This is a genomic window from Desulfovibrio porci, from assembly GCF_009696265.1.
GTDB lineage: Bacteria > Desulfobacterota > Desulfovibrionia > Desulfovibrionales > Desulfovibrionaceae > Desulfovibrio > Desulfovibrio porci.
The window spans coordinates 29,036-46,388 of sequence record NZ_VUMH01000012.1 but is presented as its reverse complement, the minus strand read 5'-3'; the positions used below and the strand labels follow the sequence as shown (position 1 = coordinate 46,388).

The 17,353-nt window shown below is 63.4% G+C and carries 17 protein-coding genes; 9 read left to right on the top strand and 8 right to left on the bottom strand.

Annotated elements, in window-relative coordinates:
- Positions 1-43: 43 nt before the first annotated feature.
- From FYJ44_RS11380 to FYJ44_RS11365, 5 genes are all read right to left on the bottom strand, one after another.
- Positions 44-295 (bottom strand): HypC/HybG/HupF family hydrogenase formation chaperone, encoded by a 252-nt coding sequence (locus tag FYJ44_RS11380; protein WP_154512202.1) that lies wholly within the window; start codon positions 293-295, stop codon positions 44-46.
- Positions 296-965: 670 nt separating this feature from the next.
- A complete protein-coding gene (gene hmcD, locus FYJ44_RS14495) occupies positions 966-1,115 on the bottom strand; it encodes a sulfate respiration complex protein HmcD (protein WP_195841021.1) in 150 nt (49 codons plus the stop codon).
- 16 nt (positions 1,116-1,131) lie between these two features.
- Positions 1,132-2,346 carry a sulfate respiration complex protein HmcC gene (hmcC, locus tag FYJ44_RS11375; protein WP_154512201.1) on the bottom strand — a complete coding sequence of 405 codons (1,215 nt, stop codon included), beginning with the start codon at positions 2,344-2,346 and terminating at the stop codon, positions 1,132-1,134.
- Entirely contained in the window at positions 2,347-3,450 is a 1,104-nt protein-coding gene (gene hmcB, locus FYJ44_RS11370) for a sulfate respiration complex iron-sulfur protein HmcB (RefSeq protein ID WP_154512199.1), read from the bottom strand.
- A 15-nt stretch (positions 3,451-3,465) separates the two neighbouring features.
- Entirely contained in the window at positions 3,466-4,449 is a 984-nt protein-coding gene (locus FYJ44_RS11365) for a nine-heme cytochrome c (RefSeq protein WP_154512197.1), read from the bottom strand.
- Positions 4,450-5,054: 605 nt separating this feature from the next.
- Here FYJ44_RS11365 and FYJ44_RS11360 point away from each other — a divergent pair.
- From FYJ44_RS11360 to FYJ44_RS11345, 4 genes are all read left to right on the top strand, one after another.
- Positions 5,055-6,083, top strand: coding sequence for a TRAP transporter substrate-binding protein (locus FYJ44_RS11360; RefSeq protein ID WP_154512195.1), 1,029 nt, complete (start codon positions 5,055-5,057; stop codon positions 6,081-6,083).
- Between the two features lie 82 nt (positions 6,084-6,165).
- A complete protein-coding gene (locus FYJ44_RS11355) occupies positions 6,166-6,681 on the top strand; it encodes a TRAP transporter small permease (protein ID WP_154512192.1) in 516 nt (171 codons plus the stop codon).
- Positions 6,682-6,727: 46 nt separating this feature from the next.
- On the top strand, positions 6,728-8,011 hold the full coding sequence (locus tag FYJ44_RS11350) for a TRAP transporter large permease (RefSeq protein ID WP_154512190.1): 1,284 nt from the start codon (positions 6,728-6,730) through the stop codon (positions 8,009-8,011).
- Positions 8,012-8,049: 38 nt separating this feature from the next.
- On the top strand, positions 8,050-9,216 hold the full coding sequence (locus FYJ44_RS11345) for a glycosyltransferase family protein (RefSeq protein WP_154512188.1): 1,167 nt from the start codon (positions 8,050-8,052) through the stop codon (positions 9,214-9,216).
- Positions 9,217-9,266: 50 nt separating this feature from the next.
- Here the strand turns inward: FYJ44_RS11345 and FYJ44_RS11340 are convergent, their stop codons facing one another.
- Positions 9,267-10,046, bottom strand: coding sequence for an IclR family transcriptional regulator (locus FYJ44_RS11340; protein WP_154512186.1), 780 nt, complete (start codon positions 10,044-10,046; stop codon positions 9,267-9,269).
- A 205-nt stretch (positions 10,047-10,251) separates the two neighbouring features.
- Here FYJ44_RS11340 and FYJ44_RS11335 point away from each other — a divergent pair, with 205 nt between their 5' ends.
- The 5 genes from FYJ44_RS11335 (at position 10,252) to FYJ44_RS11315 (ending at position 16,025) form a co-directional block, all read left to right on the top strand.
- Positions 10,252-10,611 carry a cupin domain-containing protein gene (locus tag FYJ44_RS11335; protein ID WP_320860792.1) on the top strand — a complete coding sequence of 120 codons (360 nt, stop codon included), beginning with the start codon at positions 10,252-10,254 and terminating at the stop codon, positions 10,609-10,611.
- Positions 10,612-10,688: 77 nt separating this feature from the next.
- On the top strand, positions 10,689-11,492 hold the full coding sequence (locus FYJ44_RS11330) for an SDR family NAD(P)-dependent oxidoreductase (protein ID WP_154512182.1): 804 nt from the start codon (positions 10,689-10,691) through the stop codon (positions 11,490-11,492).
- Positions 11,493-11,500: 8 nt separating this feature from the next.
- Positions 11,501-12,421, top strand: a complete 921-nt coding sequence (locus FYJ44_RS11325) for a glycyl-radical enzyme activating protein (protein WP_154512180.1) — start codon at positions 11,501-11,503, stop codon at positions 12,419-12,421.
- A 51-nt stretch (positions 12,422-12,472) separates the two neighbouring features.
- Positions 12,473-14,857, top strand: a complete 2,385-nt coding sequence (locus FYJ44_RS11320) for a glycyl radical protein (RefSeq protein WP_154512178.1) — start codon at positions 12,473-12,475, stop codon at positions 14,855-14,857.
- 118 nt (positions 14,858-14,975) lie between these two features.
- On the top strand, positions 14,976-16,025 hold the full coding sequence (locus FYJ44_RS11315; protein WP_195841020.1) for an ABC transporter substrate-binding protein: 1,050 nt from the start codon (positions 14,976-14,978) through the stop codon (positions 16,023-16,025).
- Between the two features lie 78 nt (positions 16,026-16,103).
- Here FYJ44_RS11315 and FYJ44_RS11310 read toward each other — a convergent pair whose 3' ends face one another.
- On the bottom strand, positions 16,104-16,775 hold the full coding sequence (locus FYJ44_RS11310) for a B3/B4 domain-containing protein (RefSeq protein WP_154512174.1): 672 nt from the start codon (positions 16,773-16,775) through the stop codon (positions 16,104-16,106).
- Positions 16,772-17,344 (bottom strand): GNAT family N-acetyltransferase, encoded by a 573-nt coding sequence (locus FYJ44_RS11305; RefSeq protein WP_154512172.1) that lies wholly within the window; start codon positions 17,342-17,344, stop codon positions 16,772-16,774. Before FYJ44_RS11305 ends, FYJ44_RS11310 begins: the two co-directional genes overlap by 4 nt.
- Positions 17,345-17,353: the final 9 nt, after the last annotated feature.

Sequence of the window (17,353 nt, the reverse complement as noted above, 5' to 3'; positions counted from 1 at the left end):
TTCGTCTGCATTGCGTCACTACGGAACATATAACGACACATCGTCAGAACGGGGCAGGCGTGCCCTCCATGGCCTCGGCCAGCTCGCGCAGGGCCGCGAGGCTGTCCTGCGCCTCCTGGGGCGACAAGGTGTGCAGGGCGAACCCGGCATGGACAATGACATAATCGCCGATCTGCGGCGGTTCGGGCAAAAGCATCATGGACGCGGTCAGAAAGGTCTGGCTTTCGCCCACGCGCACGCGGGCCATGCCTTCTTCCTGAAGTTCCACGATCTGGGCGGGAATGGCTAGACACATGCTGGAAACCTCACTGCACTGAAGGTAAGCATTCAGGGCTGAACGGCAAGGCGCGCTGACGCGTTGCCGGGAATCTTGCGGCTTGGAGAGGAATTGAGCATAGCAGGGCCGGCGCCGTGAGGCAAGGACGGAACGTGGCCGGGGCGGAAGCCTCTTGCTTCATCTTTTGCCGGTCTCTTATTTGTCGGGTTATCCGACAAAACCGGCCTTTTCGACGCTGGCAAGAAGAATCTTGTTTTTTAGAGCGTTTTAACTTTGAAACGCTCTAACGAGGCTGCGCAGCAGCCTCGCGCCACGAAGCCGTAAGCGCAATTTATTTACGCTGTTAAGCGGTGAAGTGGGCGTGTCTTTAAACTTTGAAATGTACACCATTTCAAAGTTAATCTGCTCTAGGACGCTCCCGACACCAGCCGTCCGTCTGCGCGTCGCTCCGGCGGAGCAAAGGAGGCTTTGCCCTTTTTGTTCGCTCGCCGGGCTATCAGGTCAATCAGTACGATTTTTTGAGAACTGTCCGCCTTGATTGAATGAAAAACGCCGATGTTACAACATAGCCACAATGGTACAGGAAAACGGGAGCAAAGGCGCGTTACGCGCAAAAAGGAAGCCCCTGGCGGGGGTTTTCTTGATACAAAAAAGGCGGAGCCTTGCGGCCCCGCCTTTGTCTTTCGCCCTAATGCTTGGGACTGTTGTTGCCCTTTTTCTTGTCCGGGAAGAGCACGAAGTTCCAGTACAGCACATAGAGGGGCAGCACTATGAACATCATAACGTACGCCCAGCTCTTGGTGAACAGGAAGTAATCATAAAAGGTATGGAATTCCATAGTCTTCTCCTTGTGCCTAGTGGGCATCCTTGAAATCGGGATGTTCGTAGAGCACGGGCATGTGGTAGACGATGAAGCGGTACACGGTCACGATCATGGTCACCACAAAGATGGAGATGCAGATCTCCCAGATGCTCGGGAAGTACCGTTCCGCGGAGGGCAAATTGTAGTTGAAGGCGATCATGGAGACATTGAAGCGGTTGAGCACAATGCCGAGGACCGTGTTGGCCGAGGCGAAGCGGCAGAGGCTGATGTTGCCGTCGCGCGCGCCCTTGGCGTAGAGCAGGGCGGGCATCAGCACGAAGAAGAGCATCTCCACCAGCCACCAGGCCCCGTACCCCGTGAAGAGATAGGGGATGTTGGCCTGCACCAGCATGTCAATGAGCTTGAGCATGAAGTAGGCGAAGAGGATGAAGGACGCGGCCCGCGAGAAGCTCAGCACCACGCCGTCGGCTTCGCGCAGGTGGGTGGCGTCCATGTACTGGTGCACGCCCTTGTGCGCGAACATGCCTTCGAAGATGACCATGGAAGCGCCGGCCGCCATGGAGCTGACAAAGAAGAACATGGGCATGAAGGGCGAGTACCAGAGCGGATGCAGTTTTTCCGGCGCGATGAGGTAGAGCGAACCCAGCGAGGACTGGTGCAGGGTGGAGAGGGTCACGCCGAAGATGGTCAGCAGGATGGTGCAGCGGATGACCAGCTTGCGCCACTTGAGCAGCCAGGGGAACTTCTGGGCCAGCCATTCCATGGGCGCCACGGAGAACTCGATGAAGAGCACCGTGACGTAGGTGGCCACGCACAGGCCCACTTCAAAGAGCACGGAAGTGGTGCCGGGGAAGAAGAACATGTAGGGCAGGCGCAGCGGATGGCCCAGGTCATAGAGCAGGGCCACCACCACGAAGCCGTAGCCCAGAAAGGCCGTGGTCACGGCCGGGCGCACCGCCGAGTGGAAGTGCTTCATGCCCATGACGTAGCAGGCCACGGTGGTGAAGTAGCCGCCGGCGGCCAGGCACACGCCGCAGAGCAGGTCAAAGCCGATCCACAGGCCCCAGGGCTGGTTGTCGTCCAGGTTGGTCACCGAGCCGATGCCCTGGGTGAAGCGGATGATGGTGATGATCAGGCCCACAGTCAGGATGATCCACGTCAGGATATTGCCCGGGGTCCGCCGCAACAGCGGATCGAGATTGAACAATTTGTCCTTGGTGGGAATGACGATGCCGTGGTTTTCCATCTACTTATCCTCCCCGTGCTTGGAGCACGCCGCCTCGGCTTCCCTGGCTTTCAGGGCCTCGGTCATGGCCCGGCGGGCCCGTTCGGCCGCGCCTTCGCCTTCGGTTTCCTCAATCTTGCGCACGGCGGCGTCCACGGCGGCTGCCACGTCGTCCTTGGCCTCTCTGGCCATCTTTTCCTGTTCCAGCTGGCTCATGGCCTCGCGGCGCTTGGTCATGGCGTAGGCCCCGCCGAAGAGCACGGGCCAGAAGGCCACGATCATGGGCACCGCGCCCAGAGCGCCGTAGGTCAGTTCGCCCATGGGCCGGTTGCCCAGATGGGTGTCCAGGCCGAGCTGCTTCAGGTCCGGGCCGGCCAGCGCCGGGTCGTCCGGCGGCACGGCCGCGCCTTCGGCGGCCGGAGCCAGCACCATCCAGGCGGTGCCGCCGGCGTCGAATTCGCCGTAGATGTAGTTGACGTATTTGCCGGGATTGTCCGCGATGCGGGCGCGGGCCACCTTGATCAGGTCGCTGCGGCGGCCGAAGGTCAGCGCGTCCACGGGACAGGCCTCCACGCAGCCGGGCAGTTTGCCTTCCTTGAGGCGGGGCTCGCAGAAGGTGCATTTCTGCACCAGGGGGTCAAAAGCCTCGTCGTACTGGAAGCCCGGCACGTAGAAGGGACAGGCCACCATGCAGTAGCGGCAGCCCACGCACTGTGAGCCGTCATAGGTCACGCTGCCGTCCGGCTGCTTCTGGAAGCACTTGGCGAAGCAGGCCGAGGCGCAGGCCGGGTCGTTGCAGTGGAAGCACTGCAGTTTGCGGAAGACCGGCTTGCCGTTCATTTCGTATTTGTTGACCACGGTCCATTCATAGGCCGAGGTGCGGCGGCGGGTGGCGGTGACCGACAGGTCGCTGAACGGCTTGGACGGCTTGCGCAGGTGGTTCACCTTGTTGCAGGCCTCTTCGCAACGGCGGCAGCCGATGCAGCGGGTGGTGTCGTGCAGCACCCCGTAGCTGTCGTCATAGTAGGGGAAGGTATGCACGCTGGCTTCGGCCACCTTCGCCGTGCCCAATGCCGAAACCACGCCCGCGCTGCCCAGAATGGTCAGGAATTTTCTGCGATTCATATGCGTTTCTCCGTACTAGTCGGCGCGCTGCGGGGCGCGTTGCTTATGGCATGTGGTGCAGTCGGTGTTCTTCGGACGGCCCACCTTCATGGCCTTGTGGCAACCCATGCACTGCAGATGATAGGCGGCCTTGAGCGTCGGGCGGGTCGGATTCTTGGGATCGATATTCGTGGTGTGGCAGCTGCCGCACTTGGGCGGCGTGGCCGACAGGGGGCTGTTGTGGTGGCAGGCGGCGCAGAGCGTCTCCGGCTTGGTATGGAAAGCCTGGGCCAGCTTGTCGTCCTTGATGCGTTCCATGAGCGAACTCACATGGCGACGGTGGGTGAAGACGCTGGGCTCGTACTGCTTGGCCAGGGCGTCGATGACCACCTTGTAGGGCGCCTGCATGGGAGTGAGGTAGTCCACGGGCTTTTCGGCCAGCACGGTTTCGGCGGCCAGAGCCTCGTTCTGCGCTTCGGGCAGCTTTCCGGCGATGCCCTGCTGCATCTGCTGCGCGGTCATGGACGGCGCCCCCGTGTGGCAGACGGCGCACCAGGCGGCGTTGCGCGCGGGTTTGACCAGCACATGACAGCCCGCGCACTGGCGCTGCTTGAGCTGCTGCTCGTGACAGCTCACACAGCTCTGGGGCGTGTTGCCCTTGGCGCGCTTGGCGATATCGGTGGCGTGCATGGCCCGCTCAAGGGTGATGAAGTTGCCCTCGGCCTTGCCCTCCACCGTATGACAGGTGGTACAGGCCACAGGATCGCCCGTGTGGTGACAGGACTCGCAGTTTTCGACTTTTTTCTCATGGACGAGGTGGTTGAAGACCACGGGTTTCATGCCGGCGCCCTTGGGATTGGGCTTTTCGCCGACAGGAAAGATAACCATGGCCGACGGCGCGCCGCTGTCCGTGGGTTCCAGGGAAGCCGCGGCCGCAGACCCCGCCCCCCAGGCCGTCAGACACGCCGCGCCGGCCAGGGTCATCGCCGCCAGCAGAAGCAGTGTTGTGCCATTCCTCATGTGCTTGTCCTTTTGCATACAGACAGTACCCCAAAATACCCCGCCCGCGGCACCACGCCACGGGCTGTCTTCCGGTCCCGGAAGGGCCGGACAGGTCGATATCAGGTTTACGGTAGCCCAGCGCGGGGGTTACGTCAAGGAGGGGAACGCATTGGGCAGGCTTCTCGGGCCGGTGAGGCAAGGCTTTGGGAAAATTTTCGCAAAAAATGTGCTTTTCCGGCAGGCGGCAGCGGGCAGCGGAGCGGGCGCATCCCGTTGCGGCTTTTGCTGATTTTTTCTTTGCCGGGATTATCAGTCAGAACAGCTTTGCCGGCGTCATCTGACGTTTTCTGTCCGCTCCCCGGACGCAGATAAGGATTTTTATACGCGCCCGCCCCGGATCGGGCCGGGAGGCGTCTTGACAGCGCATCCGGCTTGCCCTAGTATTCACAATAAGTGAATCATTTTGCTTTAAAAATAACAAAAGCCCTATGGCCCGCTGCGCCGCGAGCCGGATTCCGCAACCGTTCCGGCCTGTCCGGCAGGCCTCTCCCGAGTGATCCAGGCGTCCTTCACGGGGACGAGTCCCCATAAACGGCAGTGACCGTCTACAAGGAGAGTGTGTGATGAAGCTCTTGCAAACCATGGCCTGCATGCTGGCGCTGTGCGCCCTGACCCTGTGCGGATCCGTCCTTCCGGCCGCAGCCGCGGCCAAGGAGGTGAAGCTGCTTTTCCCCGAGCCTTACAGTTCCGCCTCCTCCTATGCCGAAGGGCAGGCTGTGGGCGTGTATTACGGCGCGCTTGACTTCAACATGCAGAATCACCCCGCCCTGCGGGGCAAATACAAGATGCGCTGGGTGGGCGACGTGGTGAAGTCGCCGGCCGACGCCATCAACGCCGTGGCCACGGGCGCGGGGCAGTTCACCTATACATTGCCCCAGTTCATCGAGCAGTTCGATTCGGACTGGCGGGTGATCACGGCTCCGGGCGTATTCAAGGATATGGCCCATTTTCTGCGGGCCATGAATACTCCGGCCTGGCGGGCCAAGCAGGAAAAACTGGCCGAGACCAAGGGCTTCAGGATTCTCAAGTGGACCAACGCCATCGGCCATTTCTGGATCTGGACCAAGAACGGCCCGGCGGACTCGCTGGCGGCCATGAAGAATCAGAAAATCCGCTATTCCGGCCAGCAGTCCTACGCCAACGCCTTCAAGGCCCTGGGGCTGGTGGGCGTGGCCCTGCCGTATACCGAGGTCGTTTCCGCACTGCAGACCAATATGATCGAAGGCCTGACCAACGATATCTTCGGCTATACCTATTTTGATCTGCCCCGCCAGACCAAGTACATGCTGCCCGTGCCCCTGGGCTTCTGCCCGCAGGCGCTGGTGGTGAACCGCCAATGGTGGGACGCCCTGCCCGAGAATGAGCGCAAGGCCATGGAATTCGTCATCGCCGCCACGGACGTGCACCAGTACTTTGAGGATGAGGAGCAACGCATTCTCAAGTGGTGGGATGAAAACCCGGATACCGTTCTGGTCAAGATGACCCCCGAGGCCCGCGCCGAATGGGAGGCCGCCCTGCGGCAGGCCACCGACGAATTCGTGAAGGGCGTGGACCCCGCCCTGATGGAGGCCATCAGGAATACCGCCGGATAACCTTCTTCCGGCCCTGCGCGGCGGCATGACCGCGCCGTCCGCGCAGGGGCCGTCCGCCGTTCACGGCGGAAAGGGGAAGACCATGTCGCAACGCCGCGCACATGTCGGAGCCAGGCTCAAGCGCCGCTGGCTCGAATTCTGGGGACTGGTTTTCTTTGCGGGCATCTGCATCAATTTCGCGGAAATCATCTGCCGCACGCTGTTCCATTTTTCCATTGATCTCATGTACGACCTGCCCGTCTGGCTGACCATCTGGGCCGTCATGATGGTGGCCGGTCCCATTCTGCCCGACGGCGACCATGTTTCGGTGGATATGCTCCGCAACGCCCTGCCGAGGCCCGCGCGCAAGGTCTGCGACGTCATCAGCGGCCTTGCCACTGTCGTTTTCGGCGTGGTCATCAGTTGGAGCGGCTTCATTTTCATCTCCCAATGCCTTGAATTCAATATGAACATTATCCGTTGCGTGTCCGTGCCGCGCTGGCTGGTGGAAAGCTGCGTGGGCCTGGGCATGGCCATGTTCACCGTGTTCGCCGTCTACCGGCTCTGGGGCGTGGTCCGCGACAAGCACGCGCCGGAAGCGGCGGAACCGGAGGAATAAAACCCGAAATCCCCGCCCGCTGTATGCTTCAACCCAGGAGAACGGCATGGATTCTTTCGTCTACTTCGCCCTGCTGACCATTGTCATTCTTTTCCTCTTGGGAACTCCGCTGTGCGTGACGTTCAGCATCGGTTCCATAGCCATCATGATCCACGTCATGGATTTTCCGGTGGGCAATATTTCCCAGATTTTCTTCACCACCATCAGCGGCTACCCCATGCTGGCCATGCCCTTTTTCATTTTCGCGGGCAATCTGATTCTTTCCAGCGGCGGCATGGGACACTTGCGGGACTGCATCAACCGGCTGGTGGGCCACCTGCCCGGCGGCATGGCCGTGGCCATCTGCATTTTCGCCGCTTTTCTGGGGTCCATCTCCGGCTCGGCCACAGCCTGTCTGGCCATCATCGGCACCATTTTCGTGCCCATGATGGCGGCCTCGGGCTATCCGCGGGCCTTCGCCTCGGGCCTGGCCGTGACCTCCGCCGGGCTGGGGGCCGTGATCCCGCCCAGCGTGTTCATGATCATCTTCGGGGCCAGCAACCGCATTTCCATCGCCGATCTGTTCGCGGCCGGGGTCGGGCCCGGCCTGCTGGCCGCCGCCCTGATGTGCCTGCTCACCGTCTATCTGTCCATCAGGCGGGGCTACAGCGGCGGCGCAAAGGCCAGTCTGGCGTTGCGCCTGGAGGCCTTCCGCAAGGCCTTTCCCATCCTGCTCATGCCGCTCATCGTGCTCGGGGGCATCTACTCCGGCGTGTTCAGCCCCACCCAGGCGGCGGCCGTGGCCTGCGTCTATTCGCTGGCCCTGGGCGTGCTCATCTACAAGGGCATCACCTGGAAGGTCTTCATGGACGCCCTGGTGGAAACCGTGCGCCTGAGCAGCATGATCTACTTTCTGGTCATCGGCGGCGAGCTTTTCGGCCGGGTGCTCGGCTATGTGGGGCTGCCGCAGATGATCAGCCAGTGGGTCATCGACCTGCAGCTCGGGCCCACCGCCTTTCTGTTCGCCGTGCAGGCCATGCTTCTGGTCATGGGCTTTTTCTTCTCCAGTTTCCCCATGGTGGTCATTGTGCTGCCGCTCTTCCTGCCCAGCGTCACGGCTCTGGGCATTGACCCCTCCCTGTACGGCGCGCTGGCCGTATTCTGCGCCATTATCGGCGAGGTGACGCCGCCCATGGGCCCGCAGCTCTGGATCGCCGCGCCCATCTGCAAGGAAAAGATCGGCAATATCATGCGCGAGGCCTGGGCCTTTCTCGGCGTGCAGGTGCTGGCCCTGATCCTGGTGACGCTGTTTCCGCAGATTTCGCTTTTTCTGGTGCACTTCGTCCGCTAGCGGCGCAAAGTGCGGCCGCGCTGAAAAGGAGGCCTTTCATGGACAAGACGCTGATGATCCTGGGTCTGGGCGGGGTCGGCACGCATGCCGCGCATCTGGCGGGCAGGCTGCCGGGCGTGCGGGTGGTGGTGGGGGATATCCGCGCGGACCACGCCCGGCAGGTGGCCAACAGCCTGATTGCCGAGAGCTATTTTTTGCAGGAATACAAACGCTTCCCGGACGTGGCGGGTTTCGGCGTGGACATGCTGGACACGGCGGCCATTGCCGAGGCGCTGGAGCACTACCGGCCGGATGTGATTTTCAACGCCACCACCTTGCTTTCCTGGTGGCATCTGCACCGGCTGCCGCATGACCTGGCGCGGCGGATTTATTACGGCGCGCCGGAAGGCTCCGGCCTGCGGCCCTGGGCGCCGGGGCACGGCGTGCTGCTCTATAATCTGATGAAGGCGGTCAGGGCGGTTTTGCCCGGCGCGCATGTGGTCAACGTGTCCGGCCCGGACTATTTGCACGAGATTCTGGGCAAGGTGGGCCTGGCCCCCACGCTGGGCGTGGGCAACGTCTCTCTTTTCGAACCCATGCTCAAGACCATTGTGGCCGGGAAACGCGGCACGCGGCCGGAAGCCGTTGACGTCACCCTGGTGGGGCACCACTGCATGTGCATGCAGATTTTCCAGGAAGGCGCGCTGGCTCCGGGCATTCCCTACTATCTGAAGGTGGAGGAAAACGGGCGGGACATCACCGCCGAACTGGATGTGGACAAAGATCTCTGGGCCGAAGTGCCCGCGCGCATGCCCCTGCTTTCCGAAGTCAATCAGCAGTGCGTGGCGGCTTCGGCCCTGCAGGTGATCAAGGCCATGCTGTACGACGCGGGCGCGCTGCTGCACGCGCCGGGTCCCGAGGGCCTTCCGGCGGGCTGCCCCGTGTGGGTGGACGCCTCGGGCGCGCGGGCCGTGCCCCCGCCCGGACTGGGCCGGGAGCGCATGCTGGAAATCATGTACGGAGCCAACCGTTGCGAGGGTTTCGAGCCCACAGGGCCGGACGGCGCGGCCAGAGCCACGGAACACTGCATCCGGGTGGTGGAGGAAGTTTTCGGCATGGACTGGCGGTATAAGGAATTCCGGCCCGACAGCATGTTCGAGGCATTCAGGGAGATCACGGACGCCTTCACGGCCCTGCTGGAACGCAAGGGCATCGCGACGCGCTGAACGCCGCGGGCCGCCTGTCGGGCGCGTTTTCCCGGATGCGGCTTACGTCATCACTGGCCGAAGTTGTAAATTTCCATGGCGGCCACGATGTCCTGCACGGTTTCCTGCAGGGGCTTGAGCATCCGCTGCACCAACTGATCCGCCGGACCGTAGATGGTCTGGGTGACGCTGACCGCGTACCTGACCGGCGCGTCGCCGCAGATGACCGGCATGGCCAGGCCCTTGAGGCCGGGATAGAGCTCGTCGTCCATGAGCGCATAGCCTTTTTCGCGCACGGACCGGAGTTCCGCGCGCAGCCGTTCGGCGCTGTTCACCGTGCTTTCCGTAAACGCGGCGAATTCGGTGCGCTGGATGTAATTCTCCAGGGCTTCCTCGGGCAGATAGGCCAGCACGGCCTTGCCCAGGGCGGAGCAGTAGGCCGGAACCGTGCGCCCCACGGTCAGGAGCATGTATTTGTCGTTGGCGCTCTGCACCATGTAGACGATTTCCTTGCCGTTCCACATGCCCAGGTTGCAGATGCCGTTGTTCTCTTTGTTTTTCTTGGCCAGGTTGTCCAGGAACTGCGCGACGATATTGTAAAACTCCCGCTTGGGCACCACGCCCCTGCCCAGTTTGCTCAAGCGGTCCGTGAGGCGGTAGCTGTTGTGCTGGTCCTTGTCCGCATAGCCGTGAAGCCGCAGCGTGTTCAGAAAGCGGTAGCTGGCGCTTTTCTGGATGCCCATGCGTTTGGCCACGCCGGTCACGGAAACGGTTTTTTCCTCCACAAGATATTCAAGTATCTGCAGGCCTTTCTCAAATGTCTGGACAAAAGCGTTGCTGTTCTGGGCCATATTTTTCTCGCATGCAAGGTTGGGCGCGAAAACCGCGCCGGACGACAGCGCCGGAAACCTGGGGCAGGGCTGCGAATCCTTAGTTTATGAAAACTATCCTATTTTTTTTCAGGAGTCGACTTTTTCCTTCTTTGGGGTTTGACAAAGGGGAATATGATATATAATAATAGAAAAAAGTTGATAATATATGAACAAAGGGACTGCCGTGAAAACCATCATTCTTTTCGATCAGACCGCGCCGGCCGGGCATGCGCGGGGGCCTGCCCCCAATCCTGTGGCAGGGGATCCCCATACCAACGTCTGGCGTTGCTTCACGCGGCCCGACGGCTCGCTGACGGCGGGCCTCTGGGATTGTTCCGGCGGCAGCTTCGCCATTCCCTCGCACCCCACGGACGAGATGTGCAGCATTCTGGAGGGCGAAGCGCTTATCGAGCATGCCGACGGCACGCGGATCACGGTGCGCGCCGGGGACAGCTTTCTCATTCCCCACGGCACGCAAACCATCTGGCACGTGGCGAAGTACGTCAAAAAGGCTTTTGTCTGCGCCGCGCCCGGCCGGCAGTGAGCGGGCCTGAAGGGGCCTGACGCGGGCCCGGACCGGCGCGGCAAGACGGTGCGGCATGCAACAACGCGGAGGCGGACATGAAAGAAACTCCTGTGGCCGTGGTGACCGGGGGAAGCCGGGGAATAGGCAGGGCCGTGGCCCGCGAACTGGCGGGCTGGGGATATCGTCTGGTGCTTGTGGCGCGCAGCCGGGAAAACCTGGAGGCCGCCCGCGCGGAACTGGCAAAGGAGTGCGGCCTGGCCGGAGTGGACCAGCCGGATATTGAAGCCGCGGACCTGGCCGACGCCGGGGCCGTGCGCGAGGCGGCGGCGGCCGTCACGGCCAGGCACGGGCGCGTGGACCTGCTCTTCAACGGCGCGGGCATCAGCGTTCCCGGCAGTTTTGAACTGGATGAGCCGGTTTTCAGCCGCCTTCTGGCGGTCAATCTGCGCGCGCCCTTTCTGCTCATGCGCGAGATCGTTCCCCTGATGCTCAGGCAGGGCCGGGGGCGGATCATCAATGTGGCTTCGCGCAACGGCAAGGTGGCCGTGGCCGGGCTGGGGGGCTATTCGGCCTCCAAATTCGGGCTGATGGGCCTCGGCGAGGCGGCCTACCGGGAACTGGCGGCCAAAGGCGTCAGCGTGACCACCATCTGCCCCGGCTGGGTCAATACGGATATGGCGGCGGGCGAGGGAGCCTCCCTGCCGCCGGAAGCCATGATCCAGCCCGAGGACATCGCCCGCACCGTGCGCTGGCTGTTGTCCCTGGGGCCGTCCGTGCGGGTCATGGACGTGCTGTTGGAGTGCGCCGGGGACGTGGAGCGGCGGGCCAGCGTGGAGCTGGCCAAGCTGTACGCCCTGCGGGACCGGCACCGGGAAGAGTTCGACAACCTTGTTCTGTAGGCGCGGCCATGAAAGCCCTGATCGAAAATATTCAGCACTACAGCCTGCATGACGGGCCGGGCATCCGCACCACGGTCTTTTTCAAGGGCTGCCCCCTGCGCTGCCGCTGGTGCTCCAATCCCACCACCCAGAACATGGGCCGGGAGCTGCTGCAAAAGCCGAACGAGTGTCTGGGCTGCGGCCTGTGCGCCACGCTCTGCCCGCGCGACGCCATCAAGGCGGAGTGCGGCCCGCCGCGTGTCGACCGGGCCCGCTGCGACGCCTGCGGCCTGTGCGCCGCGTCCTGCCGGGGCAAGGCCCTGCTCATGGCCGGACAGGAATACAGTCTGGACGAGGTGTTCGGCCGGATCAGGAAGGATATGCTTTTTTACCGCAATTCCGGCGGCGGGGTCACCCTGTCCGGCGGGGAAGTGCTGGCGCAGCACGCCTTTGCCGTGGAGCTGTGCGGCCGTTGCGCCGCCCTGGGCATCCATACGGCCATCGAGACTTCGGGCTTCGCGCCCTATGAACATTTCAGGGCGCTGGCCCTGGTTGCGGACGTGATTTTTTACGACATCAAGCATCTGGACCCGGCGCGGCACAAGGAGCTCACCGGGCAGGACAACGCTCTGATCCTGGCCAACCTGGAGCGTTTTCTGGCGGAAACGGACAAGTCCGTGCACATCCGCCTGCCCCTGGTGCCGGGCCTGAACGACGATGCCGCGCATCTCGAAGCTTACGGCGCGTATCTCGCGGGTCTGCCCGGCGTCCCGGAACGGGCCGACCTGGAGGTGCTGCCCTATCACCGCCTGGGCAAGGACAAATACGCCATGCTCGGCCGGGAATACGGGCTCGGGGACACGCCTCCCATGCCCCGCGCGGAGGCCGAGGCGGCCGTGCGGCTGCTGCGGGGCCGAGCCGGAGATCTGAAGGTTTTTTGCGCCGCGTGACTCCCCACACGGCGCAACGTCATGCATTGTTACTGCGTAAGGAGATCGGCCATGTCACTGACACAGGAAGCCCGTTTGGAACGTATCGGGCGGCTCAAGAGCCAGTTCTTCTCTCATCTGCCCGGCGTCTGCATTGAAGGCGCTCTGTCCAAGACGCGGATTTTCAGGGAAACGGAAAGCGAACCCATGATCATCCGCCGGGCCAGGGCCTTCAAGGAGCACTGCGCCGCCAAAACCATCACCATCCAGCCGGACGAACTCATCGTGGGCAATGCCGGGGCCGTGGCGCGGAGCATCCACGTCAACCCCGAACTGTCCAACAACTGGTTTTACGACGAACTGGACAGCATGAGCACCCGGCCTCAGGACCCCTACCAGATCAGCGAAGAGCAGAAAAAGCTCTACCGGGAGGAGGTCTACCCCTACTGGAAGGGCAAGACCCTGCGGGACTTCTGGAACGCCAGGGCTCCGGAGGACGTGCGCGAGCTGGTGGCCGTGGGCGGCGTGTGCGACAACGACGTCAAGATCGAATGCGTGCCCGGCGACATGGTTCCCGCCCTGCCGCAACTGATCCTGCCCCTGGGCTTTGACGGCATCAAGCGCCGGGCCGCGGAAAAACTGGCCGGGCTGGACTTCAACGACATCGAGAATCTCGCCCGGAGGGATTTCTGGCGTTCGGTCATCATCTGCTGCGAGGGTTTTTCGATCCTTTGCGAGCGTCACGCCCGGGAAGCCAGGGCGCAAATGGCCGGGGCCGGGCCGGAGCGCCGCGCGGATCTGGAGCGCGTCGCGGCGGTCTGCGCGCATCTGGCGCACAATCCGCCGGAAAACCTGCACCAGGCCCTGCAAATGGTCTATTTCGTCTTTGTCGGCCTGTTCATTGAGGGCAACGCGGGCGGTTATTCCCCCGGCCTGCTGGACCAATATCTGCTGCCCTTCTATGAAAAGGACAAGGCCGGGGGCCTTGGCGACGAGGAAGCCCTGGAGCTCATCGAATGCCTGTGGGTCAAGATGGGCGAGCAGATCTGGTACTGGAACGAGCCCGCGGCCAAACACTATTCCGGTTTCTGCGCCTTCCAGAACATCGCCCTGGGCGGTCTGGACACCTACGGCCGGGACGCGGTCAATCCCCTGACCTATCTCATGCTCCAGGCGACCATCGACGTGCAGATGGTGCAGCCCTCCCTGTCCGTGCGCATCAGCAGGAAGAATCCGGAAGAATTCTTCCTGAAGGTGGCCGAGCTGGTGCAGACCGGTTCCGGCTTCCCGGCGGTGTTCAGCGACGACGTGGGCTACAAGATGCTGCTCAAGAAGGGCATTCCCCCGCATCTGGCGCGGGACTGGGCGCCCATCGGCTGCGTGGAGGCCCAGCTGGCCGGGCGGCATTACCAGTGGAGTTCGGCGGGGCATTACAATCTGGGCAGCGCCGTGGAATTCACCCTGACCAACGGCGTGCACCTGAAAAGCGGCAAGCGCCTCGGCCTGGAAACGGGCGACGCCGCGGAATTCAAAACCTACGAGGAGTTCAGAAGCGCGCTGCACGCCCAGTTGCGGCATCTGCTGCGCCAGTTCTCCATTTCGCAGAACGTGCTTGAGGAGCTGCACTACCGGCACCTGCCCAATCCCGTGGCCTCCATGTTCACCCTGGGCTGCCTGGAAAGCGGGCGCGACCTCACCCACGGCGGCGCGGAATTCAACACCGGGCCGGGCATGAACGGCAACGGCGTGGGGGATTTCGTGGACTCCGTGGCCGCGGTGAAAAAGATCGTCTTTGAGGAAAAGCGGGTCTCCATGCCCGAGCTGGTGGCGGCCGTCAAGGCCGACTTCCGGGGCTATGAGCCTGTCCGGCGCATCCTGGAGGAGGACGCGCCCAAGTGGGGCAATAACGACGACGAGGCCGACGCGGTGATGATCGACATGTGCAATGTCATCATCAACGAGATCGACAGCTACCGGGGCAAGCTGGGCAACCACAAGCTGCCCGCCCTGTATCCGGTGTCCTCCAACGTGCCCCAGGGCATGGCCGTGGCCGCGCTGCCGTCCGGGCGCAGGGCCGGGCGGCCCCTGGCCGACGGTTGCTCTCCCTCCCAGGGCCGGGACCGTCTGGGGCCCACGGCCATTCTACAGTCTCTGGGCAAGCTGCCGCACGAAAGCATTGACGGCGGCACGCTGCTGAACATCAAGCTCACGCCGCAGGTGCTGGCCGGTCCCGAAGGCCGGGCGCGTCTGTCCGCGTTTTTGAAAACCTTCCTTGATCTGGATATCTTCCACGTGCAGTTCAACGTGGTCAGCCATGAGGTGCTGCGCTGCGCCCAGGCCCGGCCCGAGGACTACAAGAGCCTGCTGGTGCGCGTGGCCGGGTACAGCGCCTATTTTGTGGAGTTGAGCAGCGAGATTCAGGAGGATATTCTGAGCCGCACCGCTCACGAACTGTAGAGCATGTAACACTTGAAATGCCCGGTTACGGCGGGCAAAGCCCGTTTGCCCGCATTTCATGCGTGAACCGCCCCGTCCCTTTGGGGACGGGGCGGAAAACCTCACAAGGATGTTGACGATGAACAGACTGATCCGCGCCATGCGCGCCATCCGTGTTCTGGCGCTGTGCGGGCTTTTTGTCTGGGCCTTTGCCGACACCGCCGGGGCCGCGGCAACGGCGGTCCGTCTGGCCTGTCTGGGAGAATTTGAAAGCTTCCCGGCCTGGTACGCCCACGAGCGGCAGTGGGACGCGGCCGAGGGCATCGCCGTGGAGCTCAAGGTTCTGCCCACCGGCAGGCTGCTGGTGGACAATATGCGCGCCCTGGACTGGAATCTGGCCGCCTGCGGCGGGGTGCCCGCCATGCTGGCCATGCTGCGCAAGGATGTCTACGCGGTGGGCGTCGGCACGGACGAGGCCGCCGCCAACGGCATTTACGCCCGCCCCGGCAGCCCGCTGTTCACGGCGGACAAGGCCGAAGCCGGGCGGCTCATGCGGGGCGGGATGATCCTCTGCCCGCTGGGGACCAGCGCGCACCAGATTCTGCTGGCCTGGCTTGAGGGACTGGGATTGAGAGAAGACGACGTGGTCATTGTGGACACCAAACCTGAGGAAGCCCTGGCGGCCTTTCTGGGCGGCATGGGCGACGCCGTGGCGCTCTGGAGCCCGGCCGCCTACGAGGCGCGGCGGCGGGGCCTGCGGGAAGTGGCCAACGGCAAGGACTGCGGGCTTGTCCAGCCCACCCTGATCATTGCGGAGCGGCGCTATGCCGACGGGCATCCGCAAGAGGTGACCGCCTTCCTGCGCGGCTATCTGCAGGCTGTGGCCGCTCTGGAATCCATGCCGGACCGGGAGTTCGCGCCCTTGTACCGGCGTTTTCTGAAGGAAACGGCCGGGCGGGAGATTTCTGTGGAGGAAGCGCTTGCCGAGCGGGCCGGCCACACCCTGTTCACGGCTGAGCGGCAGCGGGTCCTGCTGGGCGGGGAGCGGGACGGCGAAGCCCTGCGCGGCTGGCTGCGCAATGTGATCGCCTTTCACCAAAAAACCGGCGCTCTCAGCAGCCGGGAGGCCGGGGAGCTGGAACGGCTGCCGTTGGTGACGCCCCGTTTTTTGCCCTCCGGCACAGAGTAAACGTCGTTCTTCCGGCTCTTCAGAAGGCCTTTGCCGCGCGCTTTCTTATCCTCCGGGCGCGCGGCAAAGGCCGTTTTTTCAACGGACCGTGAAAGCGTCGCAGCCCGCGGCCCCGGCGAAATCCGTCAGCCGCCGGACGGTCAGGTCCAGAGCGGCCTCCAGAGGTTCCGGGCCGGAAAAGCCGTAGATGACGGTGAGAATATTCCGGCTTTCCAGCGAGATCACGGCCCGTTGGGAATCGCTGCTGGGGCTGCCGAAGGGCCCCTGGGCGTCGGCCAGCAGGGGCAGGCGGGCCAGATCAATGCCGCCCTTGCCGATGCCCGCGTAGGCTTCGCCTTCCCGGCCCAGGCGCAGCAGCAGGCCGCCGTCCAGCCGGGCCAGATCGTAGGAGCCCAGGGAAAAGCCGCTTTCCAGCGAGATCAGGTTGTTGGCGTCCACCACGCTGTTGATGCGGTAGATATCCTTGCCCTGCCGGACGCGGCGGTAGAGGGCTTCGGAAGAAACCCGCGTCCGGCCCGGATCGCGTCCGAAGGCCTTGTAGGCCTGGCGGGATTCCGCCAGATTGGGCAGCCCGGCCAGGGGCGCGTCCTGAAGGGTTTTGCCCAGCCCGGGCAGGATTGCCGCTGTGAAAAAGCTCCAGAGTGCCGGGTGTTCCGGCAGGGGCCGGGCGCCATAGGCCAGGCAGCCCAGGCCGGTTTGCGGCCAAAGAGCCTTGAGCGCGGGGTCGATGCGTATCTCGGGACGGGTCATGCTGTTTCCTGTTCTTGCCGCCATTGGGAGCGGGTGATGGAAAAGACCAGATGCGGCATGTCCTGGCCGTAATAGTGCTTGCTGAACGCCGCGCGGACCGCCATGCCGTTTCTGCGGGCCACGGCCAGGGAGGGGGCGTTGTTTGCCCGGATAATGGAAAAGACCTCTCCGGCCCCCAGCGTTGTGAAGGCGTAATCCCGGCAGGCTCTGGCCGCCTCCGTGGCATAGCCCTGATGCCAGCGGCTTTTCCGGAACAGGTAGCCCACCTCCGGCACGCGGCCCGGCGACACGGGCGGGCATTCCTGCCGGGTCAGGCCGCACTGGCCGATCATGGCGCCGGGCGGACCGTCCTCCGTTTTGAGCGTCACGGCCCAGAGGCCGAAGCCGTCTTGCCGGTAGCGTTGCAACTGCCTGTCCAGCCATTGCCGGACCTCATCCTCGCTGAAGGCGTGCGCGTAGGCGTACATCACCTCCGGGTCGCGCAGCATGGCGCACAGGGCGGCGAAATCGTCCGGGTTCATTTCCCGCAGGATCAGGCGCGGCGTTTCCAGAATCAGGCGTGCAGGCATGGGGGCGGG

What these genes read in the sequence shown, in the direction of transcription:
- FYJ44_RS11310 (WP_154512174.1), bottom strand. Translation starts at nt 16,775, where the DNA reads ATGACCCGTCCCGAGATACGCATCGACCCCGCGCTCAAGGCTCTTTGG.
- FYJ44_RS11305 (WP_154512172.1), bottom strand. Translation starts at nt 17,344, where the DNA reads ATGCCTGCACGCCTGATTCTGGAAACGCCGCGCCTGATCCTGCGGGAA.
- FYJ44_RS11340 (WP_154512186.1), bottom strand. Translation starts at nt 10,046, where the DNA reads ATGGCCCAGAACAGCAACGCTTTTGTCCAGACATTTGAGAAAGGCCTG.
- FYJ44_RS11325 (WP_154512180.1), top strand. Translation starts at nt 11,501, where the DNA reads ATGAAAGCCCTGATCGAAAATATTCAGCACTACAGCCTGCATGACGGG.
- FYJ44_RS11350 (WP_154512190.1), top strand. Translation starts at nt 6,728, where the DNA reads ATGGATTCTTTCGTCTACTTCGCCCTGCTGACCATTGTCATTCTTTTC.
- FYJ44_RS11380 (WP_154512202.1), bottom strand. Translation starts at nt 295, where the DNA reads ATGTGTCTAGCCATTCCCGCCCAGATCGTGGAACTTCAGGAAGAAGGC.
- FYJ44_RS11345 (WP_154512188.1), top strand. Translation starts at nt 8,050, where the DNA reads ATGGACAAGACGCTGATGATCCTGGGTCTGGGCGGGGTCGGCACGCAT.
- FYJ44_RS11360 (WP_154512195.1), top strand. Translation starts at nt 5,055, where the DNA reads ATGAAGCTCTTGCAAACCATGGCCTGCATGCTGGCGCTGTGCGCCCTG.
- FYJ44_RS11330 (WP_154512182.1), top strand. Translation starts at nt 10,689, where the DNA reads ATGAAAGAAACTCCTGTGGCCGTGGTGACCGGGGGAAGCCGGGGAATA.
- FYJ44_RS11320 (WP_154512178.1), top strand. Translation starts at nt 12,473, where the DNA reads ATGTCACTGACACAGGAAGCCCGTTTGGAACGTATCGGGCGGCTCAAG.
- FYJ44_RS11315 (WP_195841020.1), top strand. Translation starts at nt 14,976, where the DNA reads ATGAACAGACTGATCCGCGCCATGCGCGCCATCCGTGTTCTGGCGCTG.
- hmcC (WP_154512201.1), bottom strand. Translation starts at nt 2,346, where the DNA reads ATGGAAAACCACGGCATCGTCATTCCCACCAAGGACAAATTGTTCAAT.
- hmcD (WP_195841021.1), bottom strand. Translation starts at nt 1,115, where the DNA reads ATGGAATTCCATACCTTTTATGATTACTTCCTGTTCACCAAGAGCTGG.
- FYJ44_RS11365 (WP_154512197.1), bottom strand. Translation starts at nt 4,449, where the DNA reads ATGAGGAATGGCACAACACTGCTTCTGCTGGCGGCGATGACCCTGGCC.
- FYJ44_RS11355 (WP_154512192.1), top strand. Translation starts at nt 6,166, where the DNA reads ATGTCGCAACGCCGCGCACATGTCGGAGCCAGGCTCAAGCGCCGCTGG.
- hmcB (WP_154512199.1), bottom strand. Translation starts at nt 3,450, where the DNA reads ATGAATCGCAGAAAATTCCTGACCATTCTGGGCAGCGCGGGCGTGGTT.